The sequence below is a fragment of the Arthrobacter wenxiniae genome (assembly GCF_013376105.1).
Lineage (GTDB): Bacteria > Actinomycetota > Actinomycetes > Actinomycetales > Micrococcaceae > Specibacter > Specibacter wenxiniae.
On sequence record NZ_JAAMFM010000013.1, the window covers coordinates 45,541 to 67,282 of the forward strand.

23 protein-coding genes are annotated in these 21,742 nt (G+C 70.9%); 7 read left to right on the plus strand and 16 right to left on the minus strand.

Annotated elements, in window-relative coordinates:
* Positions 1 to 134: 134 nt before the first annotated feature.
* The 8 genes from hemL to hemE form a co-directional block, all read right to left on the minus strand.
* Positions 135 to 1,442, minus strand: a complete 1,308-nt coding sequence (gene hemL / locus G6034_RS10285) for a glutamate-1-semialdehyde 2,1-aminomutase (RefSeq protein ID WP_176635021.1) — start codon at positions 1,440 to 1,442, stop codon at positions 135 to 137.
* Positions 1,443 to 1,475: 33 nt separating this feature from the next.
* Positions 1,476 to 2,456 (minus strand): porphobilinogen synthase, encoded by a 981-nt coding sequence (gene hemB, locus G6034_RS10290; protein ID WP_176635022.1) that lies wholly within the window; start codon positions 2,454 to 2,456, stop codon positions 1,476 to 1,478.
* A complete protein-coding gene (locus tag G6034_RS10295) occupies positions 2,453 to 3,415 on the minus strand; it encodes a uroporphyrinogen-III synthase (protein WP_176635023.1) in 963 nt (320 codons plus the stop codon). Before G6034_RS10295 ends, hemB begins: the two co-directional genes overlap by 4 nt.
* Positions 3,412 to 4,407: a hydroxymethylbilane synthase gene (gene hemC, locus G6034_RS10300; RefSeq protein ID WP_176635024.1), complete on the minus strand. Its 996-nt coding sequence runs from the start codon at positions 4,405 to 4,407 to the stop codon at positions 3,412 to 3,414. The genes G6034_RS10295 and hemC overlap by 4 nt, the downstream gene beginning before the upstream one ends.
* A 5-nt stretch (positions 4,408 to 4,412) precedes the next feature.
* Positions 4,413 to 5,588 carry a ferrochelatase gene (locus G6034_RS10305; RefSeq protein ID WP_176635025.1) on the minus strand — a complete coding sequence of 392 codons (1,176 nt, stop codon included), beginning with the start codon at positions 5,586 to 5,588 and terminating at the stop codon, positions 4,413 to 4,415.
* Complete coding sequence (gene hemQ / locus G6034_RS10310; RefSeq protein ID WP_176635026.1) at positions 5,585 to 6,295, minus strand: hydrogen peroxide-dependent heme synthase; 711 nt, start codon at positions 6,293 to 6,295, stop codon at positions 5,585 to 5,587. Before hemQ ends, G6034_RS10305 begins: the two co-directional genes overlap by 4 nt.
* A gap of 304 nt (positions 6,296 to 6,599) precedes the next feature.
* Positions 6,600 to 8,132, minus strand: coding sequence for a protoporphyrinogen oxidase (gene hemG, locus G6034_RS10315; protein ID WP_176635027.1), 1,533 nt, complete (start codon positions 8,130 to 8,132; stop codon positions 6,600 to 6,602).
* An 18-nt stretch (positions 8,133 to 8,150) separates the two neighbouring features.
* The gene (hemE, locus tag G6034_RS10320) at positions 8,151 to 9,212 is read right to left on the minus strand and encodes a uroporphyrinogen decarboxylase (RefSeq protein ID WP_176635028.1); all 1,062 of its coding nucleotides are present in this window, start codon (positions 9,210 to 9,212) and stop codon (positions 8,151 to 8,153) included.
* A 161-nt stretch (positions 9,213 to 9,373) separates the two neighbouring features.
* Here hemE and G6034_RS10325 point away from each other — a divergent pair, with 161 nt between their 5' ends.
* The gene (locus G6034_RS10325) at positions 9,374 to 10,744 is read left to right on the plus strand and encodes a glutamyl-tRNA reductase (RefSeq protein WP_176635029.1); all 1,371 of its coding nucleotides are present in this window, start codon (positions 9,374 to 9,376) and stop codon (positions 10,742 to 10,744) included.
* Positions 10,745 to 10,829: 85 nt separating this feature from the next.
* Here the strand turns inward: G6034_RS10325 and moeB are convergent, their stop codons facing one another.
* A complete protein-coding gene (gene moeB, locus G6034_RS10330; RefSeq protein WP_218063798.1) occupies positions 10,830 to 12,020 on the minus strand; it encodes a molybdopterin-synthase adenylyltransferase MoeB in 1,191 nt (396 codons plus the stop codon).
* A 112-nt stretch (positions 12,021 to 12,132) separates the two neighbouring features.
* On the opposite strand from moeB, the gene G6034_RS10335 reads away from it, so the two are divergent.
* The 3 genes from G6034_RS10335 (at position 12,133) to G6034_RS10345 (ending at position 13,445) form a co-directional block, all read left to right on the plus strand.
* On the plus strand, positions 12,133 to 12,786 hold the full coding sequence (locus G6034_RS10335; protein WP_176635030.1) for a TetR/AcrR family transcriptional regulator: 654 nt from the start codon (positions 12,133 to 12,135) through the stop codon (positions 12,784 to 12,786).
* 46 nt (positions 12,787 to 12,832) lie between these two features.
* Entirely contained in the window at positions 12,833 to 13,057 is a 225-nt protein-coding gene (locus tag G6034_RS10340) for a DUF3107 family protein (protein WP_176635031.1), read from the plus strand.
* A gap of 82 nt (positions 13,058 to 13,139) precedes the next feature.
* A complete protein-coding gene (locus G6034_RS10345) occupies positions 13,140 to 13,445 on the plus strand; it encodes a hypothetical protein (protein ID WP_176635032.1) in 306 nt (101 codons plus the stop codon).
* Between the two features lie 40 nt (positions 13,446 to 13,485).
* On the opposite strand, the gene G6034_RS10350 is transcribed toward G6034_RS10345, so the two are convergent.
* The 4 genes from G6034_RS10350 to thiO all read right to left on the minus strand — a co-directional run bounded on the left by G6034_RS10350 (position 13,486) and on the right by thiO (position 16,593).
* On the minus strand, positions 13,486 to 14,142 hold the full coding sequence (locus G6034_RS10350; RefSeq protein ID WP_176635033.1) for a 4a-hydroxytetrahydrobiopterin dehydratase: 657 nt from the start codon (positions 14,140 to 14,142) through the stop codon (positions 13,486 to 13,488).
* A 24-nt stretch (positions 14,143 to 14,166) separates the two neighbouring features.
* Positions 14,167 to 14,979 carry a thiazole synthase gene (locus G6034_RS10355; RefSeq protein ID WP_176635034.1) on the minus strand — a complete coding sequence of 271 codons (813 nt, stop codon included), beginning with the start codon at positions 14,977 to 14,979 and terminating at the stop codon, positions 14,167 to 14,169.
* Between the two features lie 82 nt (positions 14,980 to 15,061).
* Complete coding sequence (gene thiS / locus G6034_RS10360; protein ID WP_176635035.1) at positions 15,062 to 15,301, minus strand: sulfur carrier protein ThiS; 240 nt, start codon at positions 15,299 to 15,301, stop codon at positions 15,062 to 15,064.
* The gene (thiO, locus tag G6034_RS10365; RefSeq protein ID WP_176635036.1) at positions 15,298 to 16,593 is read right to left on the minus strand and encodes a glycine oxidase ThiO; all 1,296 of its coding nucleotides are present in this window, start codon (positions 16,591 to 16,593) and stop codon (positions 15,298 to 15,300) included. The genes thiS and thiO overlap by 4 nt, the downstream gene beginning before the upstream one ends.
* Positions 16,594 to 16,725: 132 nt before the next feature.
* Between thiO and thiE the strand changes: the two genes are divergently transcribed.
* Positions 16,726 to 17,418, plus strand: a complete 693-nt coding sequence (gene thiE, locus G6034_RS10370) for a thiamine phosphate synthase (RefSeq protein WP_176635037.1) — start codon at positions 16,726 to 16,728, stop codon at positions 17,416 to 17,418.
* Here the strand turns inward: thiE and G6034_RS10375 are convergent.
* Entirely contained in the window at positions 17,415 to 18,137 is a 723-nt protein-coding gene (locus G6034_RS10375; RefSeq protein WP_176635038.1) for a TetR/AcrR family transcriptional regulator, read from the minus strand. The two genes, thiE and G6034_RS10375, sit on opposite strands and share 4 nt — an antisense overlap.
* Before the next feature lie 143 nt (positions 18,138 to 18,280).
* Here G6034_RS10375 and G6034_RS10380 point away from each other — a divergent pair, with 143 nt between their 5' ends.
* Positions 18,281 to 19,210, plus strand: coding sequence for an NAD-dependent epimerase/dehydratase family protein (locus G6034_RS10380; RefSeq protein WP_176635039.1), 930 nt, complete (start codon positions 18,281 to 18,283; stop codon positions 19,208 to 19,210).
* On the opposite strand, the gene G6034_RS10385 is transcribed toward G6034_RS10380, so the two are convergent.
* Entirely contained in the window at positions 19,207 to 19,710 is a 504-nt protein-coding gene (locus tag G6034_RS10385; protein ID WP_176635040.1) for a MarR family winged helix-turn-helix transcriptional regulator, read from the minus strand. The two genes, G6034_RS10380 and G6034_RS10385, sit on opposite strands and share 4 nt — an antisense overlap.
* A 71-nt stretch (positions 19,711 to 19,781) precedes the next feature.
* Between G6034_RS10385 and G6034_RS10390 the strand changes: the two genes are divergently transcribed.
* Entirely contained in the window at positions 19,782 to 21,320 is a 1,539-nt protein-coding gene (locus G6034_RS10390; RefSeq protein ID WP_218063801.1) for an FUSC family protein, read from the plus strand.
* Here the strand turns inward: G6034_RS10390 and G6034_RS10395 are convergent.
* Entirely contained in the window at positions 21,251 to 21,610 is a 360-nt protein-coding gene (locus tag G6034_RS10395) for a VOC family protein (RefSeq protein ID WP_176635041.1), read from the minus strand. The genes G6034_RS10390 and G6034_RS10395 overlap by 70 nt on opposite strands.
* Positions 21,611 to 21,742 lie beyond the last annotated feature (132 nt).

Here is a 21,742-nt window from a genome sequence, read left to right on the forward strand (position 1 = left end):
TTGAGAGGAATCTATAGCCGAAAATTGTACTCCGACGCGCTCATTTCCGTCATGACGAATCCGTGTTGCAGCCGTTGGATCACATGTGGCACTTTGGGGTTGTTTTAGTCCAACAACTGCAACACAGTCTTCGGCTAGGCCGTGGCGGAGGCCGCCGCCCTGGCCGCCGCCGGCAGGGCGTCGAAGATCCGGTTCATGGCGGCGTCGTCGTGCGCGGCCGAGAGGAACCAGGCCTCGAAAACACTGGGTGGCAGGTAGACCCCGGAATCAAGCATGGAATGGAAGAACGGCGCGTAGCGGAACACGTCCTGGCCCTGCGCGTCGTCGTAGTTGCGGACGCCCGACGCGGACGTGCCGAAGGCCACGGAGAAGAGGCTGCCGGCGCGCTGGACCGAGTGGTCCACGCCCTCGGCGGACAGGGCCGCGGAGACGGCGGCGGACAGTTCCAGCGAGCGCGCGTCCACGGTCTCATAGACGGCGGACGTGGCCGCGGTCAGCGTGGCCACGCCGGCCGCCATGGCCACCGGGTTCCCGGACAGCGTGCCGGCCTGGTACACGGGGCCCAGGGGTGCCAGCCAGTCCATGACGTCGGCGCGCCCGCCCAGTGCCGCTGTCGGCAGTCCCCCGCCAATGACCTTGCCGAAGGTGAACAGGTCCGGCGTCCACCCCTCGGAAGCGCCGGTCAGGCCCCAGTAGCCGGCCGCCCCCACCCGGAAGCCGGTGAGGACCTCGTCCAGGATCAGCAGCGCGCCGTGCCCGGAGGTGATGCGGGACAGCCCGGCATTAAACCCGGGGGCCGGGGTCACGACGCCCATGTTGGCGGGCGCGGCCTCGGTGATGACGGCGGCGATGCGGTCCCCGTGCGCGGCGAACGCGGCCTCGACGGCGGCGAGGTCGTTGTAGGGCAGGACCAGGGTTTCGGCGGCGGTGGCGGCCGTGACGCCGGCGGATCCGGGCAGGGCCAGCGTGGCCAGGCCGGAGCCGGCGGCGGCAAGGAGCGAGTCGAGGTGGCCGTGGTAGCAGCCGGCGAACTTGATGATGAGCTCGCGCCCCGTGAAGCCGCGGGCCAGGCGCACCGCGGTCATGGTCGCCTCGGTGCCCGTGGAGACCATGCGCAGGCGTTCAACGCCGGACACACGCCCCTGCACGAGGGCGGCGAGTTCGCTTTCGGCCGGCGTGGACGCGCCAAAGCTCAGCCCGTGGTCCACGGCGGCATGGACCGCGGCGAGCACGTCCGGGTGCGAGTGTCCCAGCAGCGCCGGGCCCCAGGAGCAGACCAGGTCCACGTAGTCGCGGCCGTCGGCGTCGGTCAGGTAGGCGCCCTTGGCGTTGACCATGAAGCGGGGGGTGCCGCCCACGGAGCCGAAGGCGCGCACGGGCGAGTTCACCCCGCCCGGCATGAGGGTCTTGGCACGGTCAAAGAGTTCCTGCGAACTGGTCATGAAGGGGTCCTTGCTTGAAGAATGCCGGAAGTGTCAGTTGCTGCGGAGCCAGCCGGCCAGCTCGGCCGCCCAGTAGGTCAGGATCATGGTGGCGCCGGCCCGCTTGATGCTGAGCACGGACTCCTCGATGGCTGCGCGGCGGTTGATCCAGCCGTTGGCGGCCGCGGCTTCAATCATGGCGTATTCCCCGGAGATTTGGTACGCGGCCACCGGCACCGGGGACATGGCGGCCACGTCCGCCAGGATGTCCAGGTAGCTCATGGCGGGCTTGACCATGACGATGTCGGCGCCTTCGGCCAGGTCCAGCTCCACCTCGTGCAGTGCCTCGCGGCGGTTGCCGGCGTCCATCTGGTACGTGCGGCGGTCGCCCTGGAGCTGGGAGTCGACGGCCTCGCGGAACGGCCCGTAAAACGCGGAGGCGTACTTCGCGGCGTAGGCCAGCACCGCGACGTCGGTGAAGCCGGCGGCGTCCAGGGCCTGGCGGATCACGCCCACCTGGCCGTCCATCATGCCCGACGGCGCCACCACGTGCGCGCCCGCCCTCGCCTGCGCCACGCCCATCCGGGCATAAATGGCCAGCGTGGCGTCATTGTCCACTGCGCCGTTGGCGTCGAGAATCCCGCAGTGGCCGTGGTCGGTGAATTCGTCCAGGCAGAGGTCGCTCATGACCACCAGCTCGTTGCCCACGGCGGCCCGCACGCTTGCGATGGCCGCATTCAGCACGCCCTCCGGGTCGAGGGAGGCGGTGCCGGCGGCGTCGCGGACGGCGGGAATGCCGAACAGCATGATCCCCCCGAGCCCCAGCTCCACGGCCTCGCGGGCGGCGGCCACGAGCGACTGGGTGGTGTGCTGCACCACCCCGGGCATCGACGAGATCGGCGCAGGTTCGCTGAGCCCTTCGCGGATGAACACGGGCAGGATCAGCTCGGCCGGCGCCAGCCGGTGCTCGGCGACCAGCCGGCGCATGGCCGTGGTGGTGCGCAGCCTGCGGGGGCGGTGTTGGGGGAAGCTCACGTGCTCTCTCCTGGGTTGCTGGGGGTGGATTGTTGGACTGCGGCGGCCAGTGCGGCCACCAGGCCGGCGGGCGTTGGGTGAACGGCCGTGGCGGCGACCCGCAGGCCCAGCCGCTCGGCCTCGGCCCGCGTGGGCTGCCCGATCGCCACGACCAGGCAGGCATCCGGCAGCGGCGCCATGGTTGCCGCGACCCTGCGCGCCGCGCTTCCCGAGGCAAGGACGACGGCGTTGATCGCCCCCTCCTGCACCTCACGCGCCGCCTGGGCGGGGGTGAGCAGCGGGTGGCTGGCCTGGTGGTTTGCAGGCCCCGGGGACGCCCGGTGGAGCACGGCGGTCAGGCGCATGCCCTCCGTGGCGGGGTAGTCGACCGTCCTGTAGGCGGTGACGGTTTCGGGCGTCCAGCCCTTCGCGGCCAGGCCGTCGGCGAGGGCAGGCCCGGCAAGGTTCGACTGGGGCAGCAGCACGCGCGCGTTGCCGCCGTCGTCCGCACGGAAGGGGGGCCACAGTGCGACAAGCCCGGCCGCGGACTGCAGGTCGAGAGGCGCCAGCTCGGCATGGACCCCCTCAGCTTGCAGAACAGCAACAGAGGTGGGCCCGATCGTGGCCACTTTGGTGCCGGTGGGGATGAGTTCAGCCAGCGAAGTCTCGGCACCCTCACACCACTGCTTCAGCGCGCGCACCGTGGTGATGGAGCTGATCACGAGCCAGCGGTACTCCCCCGCGGCAAGCCGGTGGAGGGCATCGCCCAGTACGTCATGATCTCCAACCTCAAAGTCAATGACCGGAACCAGCACCGGGTCCGCACCGGCATCCGTCAACGCCGACAGCAAACCGCCGGCCCGGTCAGCACTGCGGGTAACCGCCACGCGCAGGCCCGCAAGCGCGCCCTGGGTCTCGACCGGCTCGACCGACGCGACAGGCGCAACCGACGGGCTGGCGCCCTCTCGACTTGCGGTCACTTTGCCGAGCCGGACAGATCCGCCAGGTCCGCGGCGCCGCCGGCGAGCAGTTCCTCGGCCAGTTCGATCCCGAGGAGGGTGGCGCCCACGCTGGTGAGCCCGTCGGTGGCCTTCTTCAGGCGGAGCGAGCGGGCACCGTCGAGCGAGCAGACCACGGCCTCAAGGTACAGCATCGACCCCTTGCGGAACGCGAACGCCCCGACGGGTGCGGCACAGCCGGCCTCCAGCCGGGCCAGCAGGGCACGCTCGGCGGTCACGGCAAGGCGCGTGTCGGCGTCGTCCACGGCGGCCAGCGCCCGGCCCAGGACACCGCTCGGCTCGGCGTCGGCGGTGCGGCACTCCAAGGCCAGGGCGCCCTGGCCGGGCGCCGGGAGCATGACGTCCGCCTCCAGGTATTCGGTGACGGTGTCCAGCCGGCCGATGCGGGAAAGTCCCGCGGCGGCCAGCACGACGGCGTCAAGGTCGCCCGTCTTGCCGGGCACCACCGCGGCGGGGGCGTTGCCGGGCAGCCCGGCCACCCGTCCCAGCCGGGTGTCGACGTTGCCGCGGATGTCCACGATCATCAGGTCCGGGCGGGCGGCCAGCAGCTGGGCCGCGCGGCGCGGGGAGCCGGTGCCCACGGAGGCGCCGGCCGGCAGCTCCGCGAGCGACAGCGAGTCGCGCGAGCAGAGGGCGTCGCGGGGGTCCACGCGCGCGGGCACGGCGGCCAGGGTGAGGCCGGGCACGGCGGCCGTGGGCAGGTCCTTGAGCGAGTGGACGGCCACGTCAACGCCACCATCCAGGACGGCGGCGCGCAGGGCCGCGGCGAACACTCCGGTGCCGCCCATCTGGGACAGCGGGCCGGTGAGGACGTCGCCGTCGGTCCTGACGGTGACAATCTCCGCCTCAAAGCCGCCCACGCCGGTCAGGACGTCGGCTATCTGGCCGGTCTGGCCCAGGGCCAGCCTGCTTCCGCGGGTGCCGACTTTCACGGACGCAACTATTTCAGTCATGGGGACTAGGAACCACTTCCGGCGGCCACGAGGCCCACGGGGCTGCCGACTTCGGATATGGCCGGCTTCTCACCGCGGAAGTTGGCGCAGCACCCCGGGTTGCAGACGTCGTACCACGGGCCGAGCCCGGTCATGGCCGGACGCTCGGCGACGTGGTTCTCCACCGTTCGCTCGCAGATCAGGTCGACCAGTCCGGTGACGAATTTTTGGTGCGTGGAAGGGGTCGGGGCCCTGTCGAAGGCCAGGCCGAGTTCCTCGCAGGTTTCCTTGGCTTCGGTGTCCAGGTCCCAGACAACCTCCATGTGGTCGCTGACAAACCCCAGCGGGACCACCACAACGCCCTTGGTGCCGTCGGCGGCCAGTTGGGTGATGGCGTCGTTGATGTCCGGTTCAAGCCAGGGCACGTGCGGTGCCCCGGAGCGCGACTGGTACACCAGGGACCAGTCCTGGGCCGCATCGACCCGGGCCATGATGGCCTCGGCGTTGGCCAGGTGCTGGGCCACGTAGGCGGAGCCCTCGGCGAATTCACGCGGCTCGTTCACGGAGTTGCCGGCTGCTTCGGCGTCGCGCGTCGGGATGGAGTGCGTGGCGAAGAGGACGTGCACCGGGGCGTCCGGGGTGCCTGCGGCGGCAAGGTCGGCGCGGACCTTGGCCAGTGACGCGGCGGTGCCTTCAATGAACGGTTCCACAAATCCGGGGTGGTCAAAGTACTGGCGCACCTTGTCCACGGCGAGCTTGCCGTCCAGGCCCGTTTCCGTCAGGGCCATGCCGATGTCCTCGCGGTACTGCCGGCAGCTGGAGTAGCAGGAGTAGGCGCTGGTGGTGAGCATGAGCAGGCGGCGTTGGCCGGCGTCGTAGGCATCCTGGAGGACCGCCGGGATGTAGGGGTCCCAGTTGCGGTTGCCCCACAGGACGGGCAGCTCGATGTTGCGCGCGGCAAGCTCGGCCTCCAGTGCCGCCTTCAGGGCCCGGTTCTGGGCGTTGATGGGGCTGATGCCGCCGTTGGCGCGGTAGTGGTGGCTGACCTCTTCGAGGCGCTCGTCGGGGATGCCGCGGCCGCGGGTGACGTTGCGCAGGAAGGGCAGGACGTCGTCCTGGCCCTCCGGCCCGCCAAAGGAGGCGAGCAGGATGGCGTCGTAGTGCTGTGGCTCTGACACGGGAGCACCGCTGAATGCGGTCATCGCAGGACCTCTGCAACCTCGGCTGCGCTGATCCGGCGCCCGGTGTAGAAGGGGATTTCCTCGCGCACGTGCAGGCGGGCGTCGGTGGAGCGCAGGTGGCGCATCATGTCCACCAGCTCGGTGAGGTCGTCGGCTTCCAGGCCCAGCAGCCACTCCCAGTCGCCCAGCGCGAAGGCGGAGACGGTGTTGGACAGGACGTTGGGAAAGTCCCGGCCCAGCATGCCGTGGTCGCGCAGCATGCGGCTGCGGTCCTCGGCGGGCAGGATGTACCAGTCGTAGGAACGCACGAACGGGTAGACGCAAACCCAGCCCTTGGGAGCATTCGGTCCCATGTAGGACGGGGCGTGGCTCTTGGCGAACTCGGCCTCGCGGTGCACGCCCATGGCGGACCAGGAGATCTCGGTGGCGGCAAACAGCTCCAGGCGGCGGATGCTGCGCACAGCCTGCTGCAGGCCCTCGGGCTTGGGACCCACCAGCCAGACCATGACGTCGGCGTCGTTGCGCATGGCGGAGACGTCATAGGCCCCGCGCAGCGTGATGTTCTCGGCGGCCAGGGAGGCGGCCAGCTCGTCAAAGGCGGCAACGGCGCCGTCGCCGCCGGTGAACGAGCCGGTGCGCTTGAAGACGGTCCACAGCGTGAACGGCGTGGCCAGGGCGTCGGCCGGCTCAGAGGTTTTGGTGACAGATTCCGCGAAAGTGTGGCTCATGGCTTCAAGTTTGCACCCAAGGGAGCGGAAATCTGAAACCCGGCTTCTCTACATGACGTAGAAAGTGCGCAAGGTCACTGATCTGCCTCCGGCTTGCCTGGGTCATCCCTGCCCCGCGGTCAATCGTTCACCCCTGCGGCCCAAACCGCCTGGATGCGCCAGGAGCACTCCGCGGGGACGCGCGCATGGCCGTGCCGCGACCCCTTCCGCGCCGGGCGCGGGGCGGGCCCGGCGCAGCTCAGTGTCATGCGTACGGCCCCGGCCGTCCCAGCCGGCACCCCGGGCAAGCCGGAAATGCCCAATGTCACGTTGTCGACACGCCGTCCCCCACGCTGTCCAGCACGGCGCGGACCTGCCGCCGCGTCCCCGCCACGACGGCGGCCAGCCCGTTGCCGGACATCCAGCCGCCCGTCAGGACCAGCCCGGGGTGCCTTTGGGCCAGGGCGTGGATCTGCGCCACCTTGGCCTGATGCCCGACGGCGGCAAATGGCAGTGCGCCCTTCCAGCGGACAATGTCCGCCCCCAGGACGTCGTCCCCCGTGACCGGCACGCCCAGCAGCGTGGTGGCGTCGGCGAGTGCCGTGGCGACGAGTTGGCGCTCGTCCTCCGGGCGCGCCGTGAGCCGGACGGCATCCGCCGCCGTGCCGGCACGGCCGTAGGAAAGCCGCAGGACGTGCGTTCCGGGCCCGGTGGAATCGGCCAGCCATTGCCATTTGGCCGTGGCGTGGGTCAGCGCCTTCGCCGCGATGCCGGGGGTTTGCGGCGCCACGAGGACGCCGGTGCCGCGCGGCTTGGAGTCCAGTTCCGGCACGTCCACCACGAGCGTGACCAGGCGGATGTCCGGCCCGGGGGCGGGGGCAAACGGGAGCAGTTCCGGAAGTTCCGGGGCCAGCAGCTTCACGGCGGTGGGGCCGTCGGTGGCAACGACCAGCAGCTCGACGGTGTCACTGCCGGTGTCCGGGCCGGCCGCCCAGTCCACGGTCCAGCGGGAGGGGAAGCCGGCGCCGTGCCGGGCAGCGCCCGCGGGTGCGCGGCGGATGGCGGTGACGGCGTGCCCGGGGTGCAGGGCCGCGCCCGTGTCGGCCAGCCGCGCCACGAGCGCCGCGACCAGGGTGTGCATGCCGCCGACGAGCCCGCCCACGGCGGAGCCGGGCTTGCTGCCGGAATGGCCGGCGGCCGAGCGTTGCGCGGCCACGGCGGCGACGAGGGAACCGTGCTCGCGGATGCCTGCGCGCAGGCCGGGAGCCACCATGTCCACGTCCAGGACCTCGGGGTCGGCGGAGTGCACGCCGGCCACCACGGGTGCCACGAGCCGCTCCAGCACGCGGCGGCCCATGCGGGCGCGGACCAGCTCGGCCACGCTGCACTCGGCCTCGGTGGTGCCCACGCTGGCGGGCATCTTCGCGTCAAGGGCTGCCCGCAGCAGGCCGGAGGCGCCCAGCGCCTCGCGCACCTCGGGGGCCTGGAGGTCCGACGGGATCCCCAGGATGCCGGTGCGCGGCAGCGGCACGGGGCCGTCCGGCAGCCAGACCCACGCTCCCGCCGGGTCCGGTGCCACAATGTTCTTCGCCAGGCCCACTTCCGCGGCGAGCTCGGCCACGGCGGAGCTGCGCGTGGCGAACGACTCCGCCCCGCTGTCCAGGGCCAGCCCGGCCACCTCGTGGACGCCCACACAGCCGCCCCAGGAGGAGGCGGCGTCGTACACGCCCACCTGCCAGCCGGCAGCCTGCAGGTCCATGGCCGCGAGCAGGCCGGACACGCCGCCGCCCACCACCGCGGCACGCCGGGCGGACGCGGACGCCGTGCGGGGCCGCGGGGTGTACTTGTTCCGGTCCATGGCTCTCCCTGCCGTCCGTTACGGTTCGATCGAGTGGATCAATTCGACCACGCGCGTCAGCACGGCCGGATCGGTGTCCGGGGGGACGCCGTGACCCAGGTTGAGCACGTGTGCCGGGGCGGCGGCGCCGGCGGCAATGACGTCGCGGACGTGCGCCTCAAGGACGGACCAGGGGGCGCCCAGCAGCGCGGGGTCGATGTTGCCCTGCAGCGGCACGCGCCCGCCCAGGCGGCGGTTGGCCTCGTCCAGGGGCAGGCGGTAGTCCACGCCCATGACGTCGACGCCCACGTTGAGCATGGCACCGAGGAGTTCGGAGGTGCCCGTGCCGAAGTGGATGAGCGGGACGTCCAGGTCGCGGACGTGGTCCAGGGCCCGGGCCGACGCCGGGGCCACATGTTCCGTGTAGTCGTCCAGTCCCAGCGACCCCGCCCAGGAGTCAAAGAGCTGGGCCGCGCTGGCGCCGGCCTCCACCTGGGCGCGTAGGAACTTCCCGGAGGCGTCCGCAGCCCAGTTCATGAGGGCGCCCCACACCTCGGGGTCGGCGTGCATCATGGTGCGCGGGCCCAGGTGGTCGCGGGACGGGCGGCCCTCCACCATGTAGGCGGCCACGGTGAACGGGGCGCCGGCGAACCCGATGAGCGGGGTATGGCCCAGTTCCTGCACAGTCAGGGCCACGGCTTCGCGGATGGGATCCAGGGCCCCATCCTCCAGCTCCGGGAGGTTGGCCACATCCTCGGCGGTGCGGACGGGGCGGTCCAGCACGGGGCCCACGCCGGGAACTATGTCCACGCCCACGCCGGCGAGCTTGAGCGGGATGACGATGTCGGAAAAGAAGATGGCGGCGTCCACGTCGTGGCGGCGCACTGGCTGCAGCGTGATTTCGGCGGCCATGGCCGGCTTGAGGCAGGACTCCAGCATGGTGGTTCCCACGCGCAGCTCGCGGTATTCGGGCAGGGAACGCCCGGCCTGGCGCATGAACCAGACGGGCCGGCGGCTCGGCCTGCCGCCGCGATAGGCGGTGATCAGCGGGGAGTTGGCGGTGCGGCCATCCATCAAGGGGTGATTTGGGCGGAGAGTCATGGCACCACCATACAGAGGGAACGGCCCATGATTTTGCGCACAGGCGTCCGCCCGCAGCTCGCGCAGCCATGGGCGCGGCCTCTGGAAAGCGGGGTTTTTGCTGACAGGTTAGGATGACCTGTCTCTAAAACAGGGTTCGCAAGGTTTACCATGGAGGCATTGTGGTTCTCTTTTCCTTAGTTGCCTCGCACTCCAGCCTTGACCTCGAAACCGTGGCCCGCCTCAGCGCCGGCGCGGCCGAGGTCGGTGCCGACGTCGTGGCCGGTGACAACGACGTGGTGGGCATGGTGACCCTGGCCACCTGCAACCGGTTCGAGCTGTATGCCCAGGCCCGCACGGCGGAGGACGTCGAATCGGCGCGCAGCAGCATTGTGGCAGCCGTCAGCGCCCGCACCGGACTCAGCGAACGCCAGGTGTCCAACGCCCTTGCCACCCGGCAGGGCCCGGCGGTACCCCGCCACCTCTTTGCCGTCAGCACCGGCCTGGAATCCGCCGTGGTGGGCGAGCGCGAAATTGCCGGGCAGGTGCGCCGCGCACTGAGTTTCGCGCAGGAGGCCGGCGTCAGCACCCCCGCCCTGGTGCGCCTGTTCCAGGCGGCCTCCAAGACCGCCAAGGACGTGGGCGCCCAGACGGCGCTCGGCCGGCGCGGCATGTCCATCGTGTCCGTGGCCCTGGATCTGGCCGCCGAGCTGCAGGACGCCCCGTCGCTGGCCGGCAGGACCGCCGTGCTGTTCGGCACGGGCGCCTATGCCGGCGCCGCCATGGCTCAGCTGGCGCAGCGCGGCTGCACCGACATTCGGGTCTACTCCGCGTCGGGCCGGGCTGAAACCTTTGTGGCCTCCCGCGGCGGCACGGCGCTCGGCGACGACAGCCTGCCGGCCGCCCTCGCGGCGGCACACCTGCTGCTGGGCTGCAGCGGCATGGACCGCCAGGTGGCGGCCGCAGACATTGCCCCGCTGCGCGGCGCGGGTTCGCCGCAGCTGACGGTCATTGACCTGGCCCTCACGCACGACTTTGCCCCGGACATTGCCGAGCTGCCCGGGGTGGACCTGCTCACCCTGGAAACCGTGCGCCAGGCGGCACCGGCGGAGCAGTCCGCCACGCTGGTGGAGGCCGCCACCCTGGTGGCCGACGCCGCCACGACCTTTGAGCAGGCGCAAAACGCGCGCTCGCTGGACCACGCCATTGTGGCACTGCGCCGGCACACGATGGCCGTGCTCGACGACGAGATCGCCAAGATCCGCCAGCAGCACGGCTGCACGGCCGCCACGGCCGAGGTGGAATTTGCCATGCGCCGCATGGTCAAGCAGCTCCTCCACGTGCCCACCGTCAGGGCCAAGGAACTGGCCGCGTCCGGCGACGCCGAAAGCTACCTCGCCGCCCTGGATGCGCTCTACGGGCTCAAGTTGGAACCTGCCGCGCTGGGCGCGGCCGCCGAGGCAAGCCTGCGGGGCGGCGCGGGGGACGCCGGCGGGTCAAAGCTGGGCGGCGCGGCAGGCGGACGGCGTTCGGGAAGCCAGCGCCTGGCCTGACAGGCTTCCAGCGCCTGGCGATGGGCCCCAGCCCGGCGCGTCGACGCCCGTCAGTTCCGCTGAAACTTCACACGGCTTGGCGGCGCTAGCCGGCCCCCTGCCGGTTCCAGGCGTCGATCCCGCCGTCAAGATGGACGACGTCGGCATAGCCCGCCGCCTTCAGGCTCGCCAAGGCTTGGGCGGAGCGCCCGCCGGACTTGCAGTGCAGCACCAGCGGCACGTCCCGGGGGATGTCCGCCAGGGCCGAGCCGTCCTTGATCCCGGCGAGCGGGATGAGCACGGAACCGGGGATCCGGGAGATCTCAAATTCCACCGGCTCGCGCACGTCCACCAGCACAAAGTCCTCCGTCCCGCGCTTTCTGTTGGCCAGGCGGGAGGCGAGCTGGGGCACGGTGATGAGTCCGGCGTCGTGCCCGGGTTCGGCGGGCGGGACCAGGCCGCAGAAGAAGTCGTAGTCAATCAGTTCGGTGATGGGAGCGGCGTCCGGGTCCCTGGCGATCCGGATTTCGCGCCAGCGCGAGGTGAGCGCGTCGAAGATCAGCAGCCGGCCCAGCAGGCTTTGCCCAATTCCCGTGATGAGCTTGACGGCCTCGGTGACCATCATGGCCCCGATGGACGCGCACAGCATGCCGAAAACGCCGCCCTCCGCGCAGGAGGGGACGGTGCCGGGGGCGGGCGGTTCGGGATAGAGGTCGCGGTAGTTGGGGCCGTACTTGTCCCAAAAAACGCTGACCTGGCCGTCGAAGCGCAGGATGGAGCCCCACACATAGGGCTTTCCGAGCAGGGCGGCGGCGTCGTTGACCAGGTAGCGGGTGGAAAAGTTGTCCGCGCCGTCCAGGATGATGTCATAGCCATTGAAGAGTTCCAGGGCGTTGGAGGAGTCCAGCCGGAGCTGGTGCAGCACCACCTCGACGCCGGGGTTGATGGCCTCGATGGAATCCCTGGCGGATTCCAGCTTGGTGCGGCCGATGTCCGCCACCCCGTGGATGACCTGCCGCTGGAGGTTGCTCAATTCCACGGTGTCGTCGTCGATGATGCCCAGCGTGCCCACCCCGGCTGCAGCCAGGTACAGCAGAGCGGGAGATCCCAGCCCGCCGGCGCCGATCACCAGCACCCTGGCATTGCGCAGCCGGCGCTGGCCCTCCAGCCCGATTTCCGGGATGAGCGCGTGGCGTGAATACCGTTCCAGTTCGTCCCGGCCCATGGGCGGGCCCGGTTCCACCAGGGCAGGAAGCTGCCGGTGCGGGGCGGGCATGGGCTTGATCAGGGAAACCATGATTAATAATGTAGTCCGGCCTGCGCCCATTGGGTTATTACCCCCCGGTAGAATGACACTAGCCGCAGCCGTGAAGCAGCAATGGCCTTGGCCTGAGTGAAAGGGACGCACCATGACTTCCGAAGCCCGCACCGGGGAAGGGGCCGAACGGCGCGCCCCGCTGGCCCGCCTGCCCCGCGATGAACGCCGCGCCCAGCTGCTCGTGGCCGCGTTGGAAGTGTTTGTGAACAACGGCTACCACGGTGCGGCCATGGATGAGATCGCCGAGGCCGCCAAGGTCAGCAAGCCGGTGCTGTACCAGCACTTCCCCAGCAAGCGGGAACTGTATGTGGCGCTGTTGGAGAGCCACCTCTCGAACCTGAAGCAGATGCTGATCACGGCCCTGAATTCCACCACGGACAACAAATTGCGCGTCCAGGCGACGATGAAGGCCTATTTCCAGTTTGTGGCCAACGACGACCAGGCGTACCGGCTCGTTTTTGAATCCGACCTGGTCAATGACCATGACGTCGCCGTGCGGCTGGAGAAGTTCAACTCGGAATTCGCCGATGCACTCGGTGCCGTCATTGCCGAGGACACCCTGCTGGGCCGGCTGGAGGCCGTCCTGCTGGGACGGGCGCTGTCGGGCATGGCCCAGGTAAGCGCCCGCTACTGGCTCGAGGCCAACGGGGACCTGGACCTCGAGGTGGCCAGCGATCTTGTGTACCGTTTAGCTTGGCGCGGAATTAGCCGGTTCCCGAAGGAGCAGCAGGGCCCTTCCGCATAGAGTTGGCCGTACGAACATTTTGCCCGCACGCATCGAGGAGACACCTGTGGAAATCAAGATCGGCATCCAGAACATCACCCGCGAAATCGTCTTTGAGTCCGAGCAGTCCGCGGACGACGTCGCGGCGCAGGTCTCCGAGGCGCTGGCCAAGGGAACCGAGCTGCGCCTCAAGGACGAGAAGGGCCGCATCGTGATTGTTCCCGGCAAGGCGCTGGGATACGTTGAACTGGGTGCCGAAGAGGCCCGCCGGGTGGGCTTCGGCGCGCTCTAGCCGGCCGGCGCCACCCGCTCCGGTTTCCCGGAAAAAACACGGCCGTTCCCCCTGCGGCGGCCCCGAAGGAAGAGGAAGTTCCATGGTTGCACTCGTCATTATTGCCCTGGTGGCGGGCGGCTTCGGGGCCATCGCGTGGGGCGTGGACAGGTACCGCGCCACCTTTGGCGCGCTGCTTCCAGCGGGCGCGGCCGTGGTTGCGGCGGAAATTCTGTGGATGGTCACGATGGCCGCGGGACTGGGCGGCTCTTCCGCCACCGCCTGGATTCCCTGGATCCTGCCCATGGCCGTGGGCGGAGCGGTGGCCTGGTCCGTGGCCGGCTTCGTGGGCCGCAGCCGCCACCACCACCTCGTGGAGCGGACCAACCAGATCCTCGCAATCCGCTAGACCCGGAAGTCGGTCCGCCACGGCGGGTCCAGCCGCCGGTTCAGGCGTCGCGGCCTTCCTCGGTGCAGATGCACAGCCGGTTGCCCTGCACGTCCGTGGCGATCACAAATTCGGGCGCGTTGGACCGGTCAAGGGTGGCACCGGCCGCCTCCACGGCCGCGAGGACGCCCTGCGCCTCGCTGGCCGGCACGTGGATGTCAAAGTGGAAGCGGTTCGCGTTGGGCGTCTGGGTCTGCTGGAACCACATCGTGGGCAGCCGGCCCGACGGATCCTTTAATTCGTCCGGCTCCCCCGCCTTGAACCCCAGCGCCGCCGCCCACACGGGTGCCACGGCCGTGAAATCCGCCGAGTCCATGGCAATTTCGACGGACCGCAGCAGCTCCGGATGCGCCGCCGCGCCCGCCTCCCGCGCCGCCGCCGAGATGGCCTTTGCCAGGGCCGCGTCCCGCGCCGTCACTTTGGAGCCGGCGTCGTGCGAGGTCAGCGCCACGAAAAGGGTGTCGTACCGCCAGTCCACGTCCGGGTGGTGGTTTGCCTCCTGTGCCAAGGCGCCAACGGCGGCGAAGAGCTCCAGTGCCGCGGCCGACGTCGGGCATTTCAGTGCCGCTGCCAGCCCGCCCAGGCGGAACCTCCAGTCCGGCAGCGCCGCCAGTTCCGCGTCGATCTGGTCCCTGGTCAAAACATCGTTCGCAGCCATGGCAGGCTCCTTCACGTTTCCGGTTTAGAGGTCCGGACGGCCCTCCATGGCGGAGGATGCCAAGGCATGCGCCCGCTTGGGGATGCGACCCGCCCGTGATGCCAGTCTGCCACCGATCACGGCGTGTTTGAAGGCCTCCGCCATGCGCACCGGGTCCTGGGCGCGGGTCACGGCCGTGGCCAGGAGCACGGCGTCGCAGCCCAGTTCCATGGCCAGGGCGGCGTCGGACGCCGTGCCAATGCCGGCGTCGAGCACCACGGGGACGCTGGCGCGGGAGACGATCAGCTCAATGTTGTGCGGGTTCAGGATGCCCAGACCGGTGCCGATGGGGGCGCCCAGCGGCATGACGGCGGCTGCGCCCAGCTGCTCCAGGCGCAGTGCCACGACAGGGTCGTCGTTGGTGTAGGCGAAGACCTTGAAGCCGCGGTTGACCAACTGCTCGGTGGCGTCGACCAGTTCCACGGCGTCCGGCAGCAGGGTGTGCTCGTCGGCGATGACCTCCAGCTTGACCCAGTCCGTTTCCAGCGCCTCGCGGGCCAGCTCGGCGGTCATGACGGCTTCGCGGGCCGTGAAGCAGCCGGCCGTGTTGGGCAGGACGCGGATGTTGTTCTCCAGCAGCAGCTCGAAAAGGTTGGTGCCGGCGCCCGGCCCGCCGCCGGTGGCGTATCGGCGCATCGCCACGGTGGTCAGCTCCGTGCCGGAGGCCACGAGCGCGGCGCCGAGGCCGTCCAGGCTGGGCGCCCCTCCCGTGCCCATGATCAGGCGGGAGCCGAGCGCGACGCCGGCGACGGTGAACGGGTCGGCTTGGCTCAGTTTGTCTGTCAGTGCTTGCGTCATGGTGTTCGCTTTCTTTCAAGGTTCTCAGGTTCCGGGGCCGGCGTGCCCGGGGAGGCCGGGGTGAGGGCCTGCCCGGGGGTGCCTAGCCGCCCTGGACGGCGGTGACGATCTCGACGTCGTCGTCGGTTTCCACCGCTGTCTGGGACCACCGGCTGCGCGGCACGATGTCCGCGTTGCGGGCCACGGCCACTCCCAGGCGGCGTCCGTCGGCCGGCTGCCCGGTGGGCAGGATGGCCCGGCCCGTGACGGCGGCGACAAGGTCGGCGACGGTGGTGCCGGCGGCCAGGGGCGCGGGGGCGCCGTTGAGGTGGATGGTGCTCATGGTGTCTCCTGTGTGGCGGGGGCGGATGTGGCGAGTGCGGGTGAAAACCTGTCCGGGCGGAAGCGCTCCCAGGCGAGGTCGGTGATGTCGCCCAGCAGCTGGCGGGTGATGTGGGCGGCAATGGCCGTCAGCAGCACGCCGTGGCGGAAGAAGCCGGTGGCGACGATGAGCCCGGGGATGTCGCGGCCGGCGCCGTCCCCGACCCGGCCCAGCAGGGGGGCGTTGTCCGGGGTGCCGGGGCGGGCGCGGGCAGTGGTTTCCAGCAGTTCGAGTTCGGCGACGGCGGGGACCAGCACCTGGGCGTCGCGCAGCAGCTGGTGCACTCCCCCGGCGCTGACAGCCGCCGAACCGTCCTCGCGGCTCGTGGCGCCGACGACCACCGTGTTGTCGTTCCGGGGCACCAGGTAGACCGGCAGCCCGCGCACCAGGCCGCGAACCGTCGCCGTCACCAGCGGCTGCAGGTGCGCGGGCACGCGGAGGCGCAGGATGTCGCCGTAGACGGGCCGCACGGGCAGCACCAGCCCCTCCGGCAGCCCGTGCAGGAGGGGGGCGCCGAGCCCGTTGGCCACGACCACCTCGCGGGCAAGGACTTCGCGGCCATCCTCCAGGACGACGCCGGTGACCCGGGAGTGCGTGTTTCCCGGCTCCGCGTGAAGCAGGCGGACGGCGTTGCGGCGGATGGAGGTCTCCTCCTCGCGCAGGCGCCCCCGCGCGGCCGCCACCACGTTGAGCTGCACCCGGATGGCGGTTGCCACGCCGCGCGGGTCCACCTGGTGATCCTGGACGATGCGGTAGGCGCAGGAAATGTGCGGGCCCACCAGCGGCTCGGCGGCCCGCGCCTCGCGGATGGTCAGCTGTTCCACGTCCAGGCCGTGCGCGAGCTGGACGTCCCGGAGGTCGGCCAGCGCCGCGCGGTCCGCAGCGTCGGCACCCATGACGAGCGTCGGCGTCGTGCGGAATCCGGTGTCGGCATGGCCGGCAGCCACGAGCGGGGCCACAAACTCCGGCCAGCGCGCAGCGGAGGCCAGGGTCAGCTCCAGCAGGTCATCCTCCTGGTAGTGGAGTTCACTGACGGGTGCCAGCATGCCCGCGGCCGCGAAGGTGGCGCCGGTGGCCGGCGTCGGGTCGATGACGGTGACGTTGCGGCCGCTGCGCTGGGCTTCCCATGCGATGCCCAGTCCCACGATTCCGCCGCCGATCACGGCCACGTCGGTGGTGATCGTGCAGGGCTTGCCGGGATGGGGCTTGCCGGCATCCGGCACGGTGTTCTGAGGTGGCACAGTGCGCGCCATCGCTGTCTCCTTCCCTACGCCGGTATGACCCGGATCAGGTTCCGCGCCCTGGGGCGCCAATCGGTCGGCACGTGCACGTGCCCTCTCAGCCGGCTTTCCCGGCTCCCGCGGTACTGAACTAGTCTATGAGACATGAGCCTGCCTTCCGCCATCCATGACGCCGCGCCCGCAACACCTGCCTCCCCGGCCGCCGACGCCCGGCTGTACGTGTGCACCGATTCGCGCCGGGAACGCGGGGACTTTGAGGACTTCCTGCGTGCCGCCTACGCCGGCGGGGTGGACATCATCCAGCTGCGCGACAAGTCGCTCGAGGCCGCGGAGGAGCTGGAGCTGCTGGCCGTGCTGCGCACGGTGGCGGAGGAGTTTGGCAAACCGTGGGCGGTGAATGACCGGGCGGACATCGCCGTGCTGTCCGGGGCGCCGGTGTTCCATGTGGGCCAAAAGGACCTGCCGCTGCGGGCCGCGCGGTCCCTGGTCGGGCCGTCGGTGGCCATCGGGCTCTCGAGCCACGACCCCGCGCAGGCCGCGGCCGCCGCCGCCGATCCGGGAACCGACTACTTCTGCGTCGGCCCGCTGTGGGCCACCCCCACCAAGCCGGGCCGGGCCGCCGTCGGACTTGGCCTGGTGGAGCACGCAGCCTCCCTGGGGACGGACAAGCCATGGTTTGCCATCGGCGGGGTGGACCTCTCCAACGTGGACGCCGTGGTGGAGGCGGGCGCGTCCCGGATTGTGGTAGTCCGCGCAGTCACTGATGCGGACGATCCGACGGCGGCTGCCCGGGAACTGCTGTCCCGGCTGCCTGCGCTGGGGCAGCGGCCGCGCTAGCTGAGCCCCGCCGTCCCGGCCAGGATGTCGAGCTGGACCTCGAACAGCGCGGCGGGGTCGCGGAACGTGGCCTTCCCGTACTGGCCGAACACCTCGAAGCTGACGGCGCCAAATATCGCCGCCCACGCCAGGACGCCGCGGGCCAGTGCCTCGTCGTCCGCCGTGATGGCCCATTCGGCACGGATGGCCCGGAAGTCGGCGGCCAGGATGTGCCCCGGGGCCGGAACCACGCCCGCGTCGGCAGCTCCGCCCGCCGGGGCTCCCGCCCCGTGGCGGACAATGTAGGCGCCCTCCAGGATGCCCACCAGCCTGGCGATGACGCGGGTGCCCGGCCCCGTGGTCTGCTCCGCGGGAGCGTCGTAGCCTGGCACGGGTGAACCAAACAGCAGTCCGTAGCGGGCCGGTTCCGCGAGCGCCCACTCCCGGACGGCCCGGCCCAGTGCCCGGAACTGTCCGGGAAAATCGTCGGCGGGAACTCTGCCCACGGCCAGGTCCACGGCATCCCCCAGCGCGTTGTAGCCGTCCACCAGCAGCAGCGTCAGCAGCTCGTCACGGCTTTTCACGTACCGGTAGACGGCGGAAGAGACCACGCCCAGGTCCCGGGCCACCGCGCGCAGCGACAGCCCGGCCGCCCCGTGGAGGACAAGGTGGCGGCGCCCGATGAGGAGGATCTCATCCATGGTCTGGAGGCGGGCACGCTCCCGCGGTGTTTGTGCCATGCCTTGATTTTGGGCCATGAGGAGAGCGCCGTCAACTTTAGTGATCAGTGCTCTTGACTTTGCCCGGCCGGGGTTCCACACTTAATTCCTGAGAGCACCGCTCTCTATTAGTTCATTTGCCACTTCAGGGAATCGAGAACACCATGGACGCCGTCAAGGTCGTCACCGGCGCAGGGCCCGTCGGCTGGACCGTCGCCTCACAACTTGCCGCTTCCGGCCAGCGCGTCAGGGTCCTGACCCGCTCCGGCTCGGGCCCGGAACATGAGCTGGTGGAGCGGCGCCGTGTGGACGCCAGCCAGCCGGACGCGCTCACGGCGGCCATGGCCGGCGCCGACGCCGTGTTTCACTGCATCCACGGCTCCACGTACAGTGCCGAAGCATGGCGCCACGAGCTTCCCGGGGCGGAGCGAGCCGTCCTCCGCGCCGCGGGCGAGGCTGGCGCCGTCGTCGTCTTTCCGGAAAGCCTCTACTCCTACAGCCGCCCCGGCGCCGTCATGACGGAGGATGGCCCTCGCAGGGCAGGCACGGGCAAGCGGGGCGTCCGCACCGAACTGCTCGCCGCCCGCGCAGCCTCCCCCACTCCGACCGTCAGCGTGGTCGCCTCCGACTTCTTTGGACCCCGGGTACGCAACGCCCACGCCGGCGAACGCATGGTTCCGCTCATCCTCCAGGGCAGGCGCGCAGCCGTCATCGCACGGGCGGACGTGCCCCACTCGTTCACGTACATCGCGGACCTGGCGGCGGCCATGATCGCCGCCGCGGCGTCGCCGCAATGGTGGGATTCGGTGCTGCACGCCCCCACCCTCCCTGCCCTGACCCAGCGCGAACTCGCCACGGCATTCGCCTCTGCCGCCGGCCTCCCGGCACCGAAGGTGGCAGCCATCCCGGCCTGGGTGCTGCGCGCGGCGGGCCTGTTTTCCGCCGAGCTGCGGGACGTGGCCGAGACGCTCTACCAGTTTCAGCACCCGTTCGTCATGGACTCCACGGCCAGCCAGGGCAGGCTCGGGCTCGCGCCCACTCCCCTGGACACCGCCGCGAAGGAAACCGTGGAGTGGTGGCGCGGCCAGGCCTAGCCGGCAGGTTCCACCCGTGCGGACACCTTGCGCAGCAGGGCCGCCAGCTGCGCCTTTTCCCCCGCGTCCAGCCCGGCGAGCAGTTCCCTCTCGCGGTCCAGAAAATGCGGAAACTCGCGGTTGACCAGCTCCACCCCCAGGGGAGTGAGACGCATCAGGACCACGCGGCCGTCACGCTCCCAGGGCAGCCGCTCCACCAGCCCGCGGCGGGCCAGGCGGTCCACATTCTTGGTGGTCGAGGCGCCGCTGAGCATGGTGGCCGCGGTGACCTCGCTGGCCCGCAGGGGCCGGTCGCTGCGGGCCAGCGTGCACAACACGTCGAATTCCGCGCGTGACACGGCCGCGGCCGCCAGGTCGCGCTCCACCCGCTGGGAGGCCAGCGCCCCGATCCGGGAAATGCGCCCCATGACCTCAATGCCGGAGACATCCAGGGCCGGCCGCGCCCTTTCCCAGCCGGCCCGGGCCCGGTCCACAAAGTCGCCCGCCGATTCGAAGTCCATGCCTTCATCCTAGAGAGCAACCCCACACTTCATATCTATTTTACTAGTAAACTATTTGGTAGCATGGAACCGTGCCCACCCTGACCCGCGCACGCCAGTCCCACGCCGCCCTGGCCCATGCAGTTTCACCCGCCGCCTGGCGGAGGTCCCTGGCGATGCGTCCGGCCGACGCCATCTTCGCGCCTGCCGTCAAGGTCGGCATCGCGACGTCGCTGGTCCTCGTGGCGGGCGGCCTGCTGGGGCAGGAACAGCTCGCGGGAATTGCCTCGTTGGGCGCCCTGGTGGCCGCCTTTGGCCGCCACCAGCCCTACCCGAGGCTGCGGCGGATGCTGGCCGTGGTCGCCGCCTCCCTCCTCATTGCCGCCGGCGCCGGTGCCCTCATGGGAGCCGCCGGGGTGCCGCTTGGACCCCAGATAGCGGTGCTTTCCGTGATCGCGGGCCTCGCCGCGCAACTGTTCGCCGCCGTGGGCATCACCGGTCCGGGCGCCGTCATCCTGGTCTTTGCGGCCTCCGCAGGTTCCGCGTACGCACACACCGCCGACGCCGTTCCCCCCGTCCTGGCGGCCGTCGCCAGCGGTGCCGCCGCCGGCTGGCTCGTGGCCATGGCCCCGGTGCTTGTGGTGCCGATGGGCCCGGCCCGGCTGGCGGTCGCGCGGGCCATGGCCGCCGTCGTCCGCCTGGGCACCGACGACGCCGGCACCCGCTGGGGCGATGCGGCCGCCCCCTTGCGCCGTGCCCGGGAATCGGTGGCGCTCAGCGCCGGGCGTGCGGGGCAAGGCGGCCGGCGTTTGCTCCGCCTGCAGGGCGAGGCTGCCGCGCTGCACGGGTTGCTGGATGAGGCCGGCGCGGCGTTGTCGCGGCACGGCGCCGCCCGTGCCGCGGCCCTTGGGCGCCTTGCCCGGCACGAGGCCGCGCTGCGCAGGACGTGGCGCGCCTCCTCCGCCCAAACGCGCGCCGCCCGCGGAACCGCCGAAGTGCCCACCGCGGCTGCCGGCGTCGCATGGCCCGCGCCCACCGGCCTTCTCGCCGCGGCCCGCCCGGGCCTGGCCTCGCGTGCCGGCGTCGGCCGCGCAGTGCGCATGGCCGCGGCTTCCGCGCTGTCCGGCTGGGCCGCCGTCGGGCTGGGGCTGGAACACCCGCTGTGGGCGTCGATGGGCGCCGTGGCGGCCCTGCAGGGACTGGACTACAGCACCACCGTCCAGCGCAGCATCCAGCGTTTGCTGGGAAATGTGGCCGGCGCCGCCCTGGCCATCGCCTTGCTGTCCCTGTCGCCGGGGTTCTGGCCGTCCGTGGCGCTGGTGGTGGCATTCCAGGTCCTGGCCGAGCTCCTGGTGCTCAAGAACTACACCCTGACCACCATCGCGGTGACGCCGATGGCGCTGCTCATGACGGGCCTCGGAGCGCACCTGGCGCCGGACGCCGCCTTCAGCCGCGTGGGGGACACGCTGGTGGGCGTGGTGGCCGGCGTGCTGGTCGCGGCCGTGAGCATCTCACACGCGGACCGGGCGCATTTGACCCCGCCGGCTGACCCTGCGGCGGTTCAGGAGAGGCAGAGGCAGAAGGGGTGCACGGCCGGATCCAAAAAGACCCGGAAGGTTGTTCCCGGCTGAAAATCCGGCTTGGTGGCGCCGAGCGCCAGCACCGCGGCCTCGCCGACGTCGAGGTCCTCCACCACCACGTCCAGGTGCATCTGCTGCGGGGACCCCTGCCCGGGCCAGGCCGGCGCCCGGTAGCCCCCGACCTGCTGGAAAGAGATGCAGTTGCTGCCGTCCTCGGGCCGGATGTCAACCCAGTCCGGCTGCACCGTGGACTTCCAGCCGAGGAGCGTGCCGTAAAACTCCGCCAGCCGGCCCGCGTCGGGGCAGTCAATGACCAATCCGGGAAACCGTGCAATCGCCATGCCTGCAGGCTACCCGAGGCACACCGGTTCCATAACCCCGGCCAGCCCGGTCCGGTTCCCTCGAACGTGCACTTAATGTTGATGTCCAGCGCTGACATCCACGTGAAGCGGCCAGTCGGGTCCAGCCTGCGT

Excerpts from the sequence above, each read along its gene's own strand:
- hemL (WP_176635021.1), bottom strand. The coding sequence starts at position 1,442 with ATGACCAGTTCGCAGGAACTCTTTGACCGTGCCAAGACCCTCATGCCG.
- hemC (WP_176635024.1), bottom strand. The coding sequence starts at position 4,407 with ATGACTGAAATAGTTGCGTCCGTGAAAGTCGGCACCCGCGGAAGCAGG.
- G6034_RS10305 (WP_176635025.1), bottom strand. The coding sequence starts at position 5,588 with ATGACCGCATTCAGCGGTGCTCCCGTGTCAGAGCCACAGCACTACGAC.
- hemQ (WP_176635026.1), bottom strand. The coding sequence starts at position 6,295 with ATGAGCCACACTTTCGCGGAATCTGTCACCAAAACCTCTGAGCCGGCC.
- hemG (WP_176635027.1), bottom strand. The coding sequence starts at position 8,132 with ATGGACCGGAACAAGTACACCCCGCGGCCCCGCACGGCGTCCGCGTCC.
- hemE (WP_176635028.1), bottom strand. The coding sequence starts at position 9,212 with ATGACTCTCCGCCCAAATCACCCCTTGATGGATGGCCGCACCGCCAAC.
- moeB (WP_218063798.1), bottom strand. The coding sequence starts at position 12,020 with ATGGTTTCCCTGATCAAGCCCATGCCCGCCCCGCACCGGCAGCTTCCT.
- G6034_RS10335 (WP_176635030.1), top strand. The coding sequence starts at position 12,133 with ATGACTTCCGAAGCCCGCACCGGGGAAGGGGCCGAACGGCGCGCCCCG.
- G6034_RS10345 (WP_176635032.1), top strand. The coding sequence starts at position 13,140 with ATGGTTGCACTCGTCATTATTGCCCTGGTGGCGGGCGGCTTCGGGGCC.
- G6034_RS10350 (WP_176635033.1), bottom strand. The coding sequence starts at position 14,142 with ATGGCTGCGAACGATGTTTTGACCAGGGACCAGATCGACGCGGAACTG.
- G6034_RS10355 (WP_176635034.1), bottom strand. The coding sequence starts at position 14,979 with ATGACGCAAGCACTGACAGACAAACTGAGCCAAGCCGACCCGTTCACC.
- thiS (WP_176635035.1), bottom strand. The coding sequence starts at position 15,301 with ATGAGCACCATCCACCTCAACGGCGCCCCCGCGCCCCTGGCCGCCGGC.
- thiO (WP_176635036.1), bottom strand. The coding sequence starts at position 16,593 with ATGGCGCGCACTGTGCCACCTCAGAACACCGTGCCGGATGCCGGCAAG.
- thiE (WP_176635037.1), top strand. The coding sequence starts at position 16,726 with ATGAGCCTGCCTTCCGCCATCCATGACGCCGCGCCCGCAACACCTGCC.
- G6034_RS10375 (WP_176635038.1), bottom strand. The coding sequence starts at position 18,137 with ATGGCACAAACACCGCGGGAGCGTGCCCGCCTCCAGACCATGGATGAG.
- G6034_RS10380 (WP_176635039.1), top strand. The coding sequence starts at position 18,281 with ATGGACGCCGTCAAGGTCGTCACCGGCGCAGGGCCCGTCGGCTGGACC.
- G6034_RS10385 (WP_176635040.1), bottom strand. The coding sequence starts at position 19,710 with ATGGACTTCGAATCGGCGGGCGACTTTGTGGACCGGGCCCGGGCCGGC.
- G6034_RS10395 (WP_176635041.1), bottom strand. The coding sequence starts at position 21,610 with ATGGCGATTGCACGGTTTCCCGGATTGGTCATTGACTGCCCCGACGCG.